Origin of the sequence: Allocoleopsis sp. (assembly GCF_036703385.1) — a bacterium.
Classification (GTDB): Bacteria; Cyanobacteriota; Cyanobacteriia; order Cyanobacteriales; family Coleofasciculaceae; genus Allocoleopsis.
This window is the reverse complement of record NZ_DATNPA010000288.1, coordinates 1-3,440: the sequence shown is the minus strand read 5'-3', so window position 1 is coordinate 3,440 and position 3,440 is coordinate 1. Positions and strand designations below refer to the sequence as shown.

Here is a 3,440-nt window from a genome sequence, read left to right as displayed (position 1 = left end):
TAACGCTCCCGTTCAGTAAGCAAGGAGAATTAATCATGGCACTTGGCGCAAATACCAACAACAGCAAAGAAACTGACCAGCCGGATGAACAAAAATTTCATGAGCATAAATCCTGGTCTGACTGGGCAGACATTATCGCTCGTTGGGTAGTCGATTTATTTGCAATTCCCATCAGCTTCGTGACAGCGATATTCGCTCAGTTTGCCGAGCGAAATGGCGCAGGAGCAAAAATTTTAGGGTCAATTGCTTTTTGGATTGGCACCCTACTTAGCACGGATGGCATCTGGCAAATGATGTTTCAAGGAACCCCTTTATTTCCTTGGTTTGAACGGAACTGGATTGGCTGGATTGGCTGGTTGACGTTGCCTTTTAATCTGCTATTTTGGATTTCCCTAGCTATCAGTTATCTCGTGCAAACCCAAGAAGCTAAAACGCTACGCAGCAAGCCACCGGCTGAGGCTAAAAAAGAGTTTGAGGACGCTCAACAATACACGTTACCCCAAAAGCCAAAAAACACAATCGATTTAGCCAGAGCTTTGTGGGGTGACTACAAACGCGCAGGTATGAGAGAGAGAAATTCAGGCGGATTGACGGCTCTATTTTTCTGGGGGTTTGATTTAGTTAGTACCTTCGTAGGTCGCAACCCCTTCAGGTACACAAACCCAGGAATGGTTTTAGCCTGCTTCGCCTACAACATTTTCACGATGGCAGCCGGAGAAATCGGCTATAGCATTCGCAAGCAGGCTAGCTCGAAGTAACCCCACTGGGGAATAAATAGCGCCCCACAGCCCGATTCTGTGGGGTTTTGTTTTAGGAGGTTTTATGCAAAATTTACCAACTCTAACAACAGAGGAAACTCAGCGATTAAGAAGCGATTATCCCTGCATTGAGCACTTGGAGGCGGGTAATGTGGCGAGTTGGTTGATGGAACGCCAGGAACAGCTTTTAGTCCGGGCTAAGGATGAGCGAACGGGCATGAACATTGCCAAGCTAATTACTTTAACTGGAGGTGTAGTTGGAGCGGTCTGTTACGCCACCAGTCCCCTAGCTCTGATTGGTGGCACACTTGCCGGAGCGGGGTATATCTGGGCAGTAGCGCGAGATTTGAATGATTCGCATCAGTTCGCTCCACTCCCTTTTATCCGAGGCAATTTCATCGAATTTCTATCAGCAATGGGCGATAAAGAAGCCCGTGAGGAGTGGTTCGCTTCTCAGAATGAGCTGGTGGATTTGATATTCCACCTCAATCCGATTGAGCGGTACGAATTTGGGATGCTAAAAACTTTTATTCCCAACCTGACTGATTTTCTTAGCGGAGTGGAAGGAGGAAAGCGCTTTTACGCCTACCGTTGGCTCTTAGATTGGTACATCAACCTTAAAGGGAATTTGCCAACTCAAGATGCCCTAAATAAGCATTTGGCAGCAGTCACAGTAGATCCACGAGTGAACTACCAGCAGGTCAGCGCCATTCAACAGCATCAAGCCCAGATGCTCTTGCCAACAGAGCCGCAGTTTGTTGAACTGCCCCAACCACAATTTGCCTCTCTGCCACAACCTCAATTCGTTGAGCCGACAGGAGCCGTTGGAACTTCAACGAAGCTGAACGCGATTGAAACTCAAGCTGAAGTTGTCACCTCATCAGACCCGCAATCTCAAGAAATGCCAGCGGTGGAAGTGGAATCGCCTCAGCCGATGAAGAAGGAACCTATCGTCGTTGCATTATTTGACTTTTCTCGTCTCCGCACCGAACCTGATAAGTTTGCCCATCTCCGCATCATTGGTGGTACAGGTGTGGGCAAGACCACCTTCGTTGATTGGCTATTAGACGTTTTAGGAGGCGAACGTTTTGTTATTACTCCTAAGAAAAAATCTTGGAACTGGGTCGGTCTGAAAGTTTATGGACTCTGGTTTGACTATGAAACTATTCGAGCAAAACTGCAATGGATTCACGCAGAGATGTATCGGCGTTATCCTCTAATGTCAGCGGGTCAAACGTTTGAATTGACGAATTTTGTGGTGGACGAATGGCGACTCATCAACACCAACGTAAAGGCAATTAGAGAACGCAACGCAGAGACAAAACAGAATATCGAAATGGCTCCTTCCGCTAAGGCAATGATGAAAGATATTATCACCGTTGCTCGTGAGGCAATGCTGCGATTAATTGCACTGGCTCAAGGGGAAAATGTGGCAACTTGGGGATTTGAAGGAGAAAGCGATTTAGAGGAATGTTTTACCGATATCAGGCTGGGAGAGTTCGCCATCGACTATGCGAAATCACTTCGTAACCAATGTCGCAATGACAGCGAAGACTATGAGTATTGGACAGCCGTATTGAACGAACTGGATTGGCAGCAGTCGCGTCGCACTCGTGAAGGAAAACCACTTCCATGCTGCATGGTAGGAAAGCATCCGGCTAGAATCCCAGACCTAACAGATTGGAAGCGAACTATAGCCGATATTAGCTCAGGAGAAAAAGAGCAGACCAATCTATTAGAAACTAACCCTGACAGCGACCCTTCCACAGAAACCCCCCTTCCGGAGCGGAAGCTTCCACCCCTAGAAGCGTTGGTGAGCCGGAAGCCTGATGGAATCTCGATGGAAGCCTTGTCGATCAAGATTGAGGAAGCCTTAGCGGAAGCTTCTAGGGAGGCTTCCCAGACCCTTCCACCCCTGTTCGACGGCTTAGACCGAGACGGGAAGCTTCTCATGCTTCGGCTGTTATTAGCAAAAAAAATGGGTAAAGAAAAGACGATTATGCTGGCATGGGGGGTGAAGTCTGGAGGCAGAAGCCACGATAAATATCGGATGGCTTCCGAATTAATAGATTCAATGATGCGCGACCTGTCAGAACTCGGATTCGATGAAGATAATAACTGGGGAATAGAGCAATGAAAAAAGCGCTAGTCGATTTTTCTGAAACAACAGGGAGATACTCGTTACTACTGGTCAATATTTCTGCTACCGCCTTACTGGGGTGTGGCATCGTCAGTGGAGTTATCGCACTTGGTAGAACGATTCAGCCACTAGAAAAACCAGTTCAACGAGTAGCCTCTGCTGCCGCAAATATTGGAGCAATCGGAATAGCTGGATTAATTGCATCAGGTGCTATTTATTTGGCTGGAGGAAGTGGCAGAACTCCTGTTGCTGGCAGAGCTGAAAATAAAGAAGACGATGAAGATGTTAGGGATGTTAAATGGGAGGAATTGGTACAAGATTTATGGGGGACTGAATATTGCCTTGCTAGCTGCAAAGGATGCAAACATTTAGTCGGAGAGGTGGCTTCCTGTGCCTACATGGTTTGCGCGATGCATCCCTATGGTCAAAAAGATTGCAATGACTGGGAGAAGAAATGAAAGCAGCCGATTATCCTTGTTGGCTCTCAAAAAAAGATTTGCACATTGCCCAAGCTTTAGTTGAAAAAGCTGAATTTATTTACT

The 3,440-nt window shown here is 46.9% G+C and carries 3 protein-coding genes; all 3 read left to right on the top strand.

Annotated features, from left to right (window positions below; translation table 11 throughout):
- Positions 1 to 758: hypothetical protein (locus V6C93_RS13780; protein ID WP_333477229.1), on the top strand; the 758-nt coding region annotated here is incomplete at its 5' end.
- A gap of 64 nt (positions 759 to 822) precedes the next feature.
- Positions 823 to 2,895: a hypothetical protein gene (locus tag V6C93_RS13775; protein ID WP_333477228.1), complete on the top strand. Its 2,073-nt coding sequence runs from the start codon at positions 823 to 825 to the stop codon at positions 2,893 to 2,895.
- Positions 2,892 to 3,356, top strand: a complete 465-nt coding sequence (locus V6C93_RS13770) for a hypothetical protein (protein WP_333477227.1) — start codon at positions 2,892 to 2,894, stop codon at positions 3,354 to 3,356. Before V6C93_RS13775 ends, V6C93_RS13770 begins: the two co-directional genes overlap by 4 nt.
- Positions 3,357 to 3,440 lie beyond the last annotated feature (84 nt).

Excerpts from the sequence above, each read along its gene's own strand:
- V6C93_RS13770 (WP_333477227.1), top strand. The coding sequence starts at position 2,892 with ATGAAAAAAGCGCTAGTCGATTTTTCTGAAACAACAGGGAGATACTCG.
- V6C93_RS13775 (WP_333477228.1), top strand. The coding sequence starts at position 823 with ATGCAAAATTTACCAACTCTAACAACAGAGGAAACTCAGCGATTAAGA.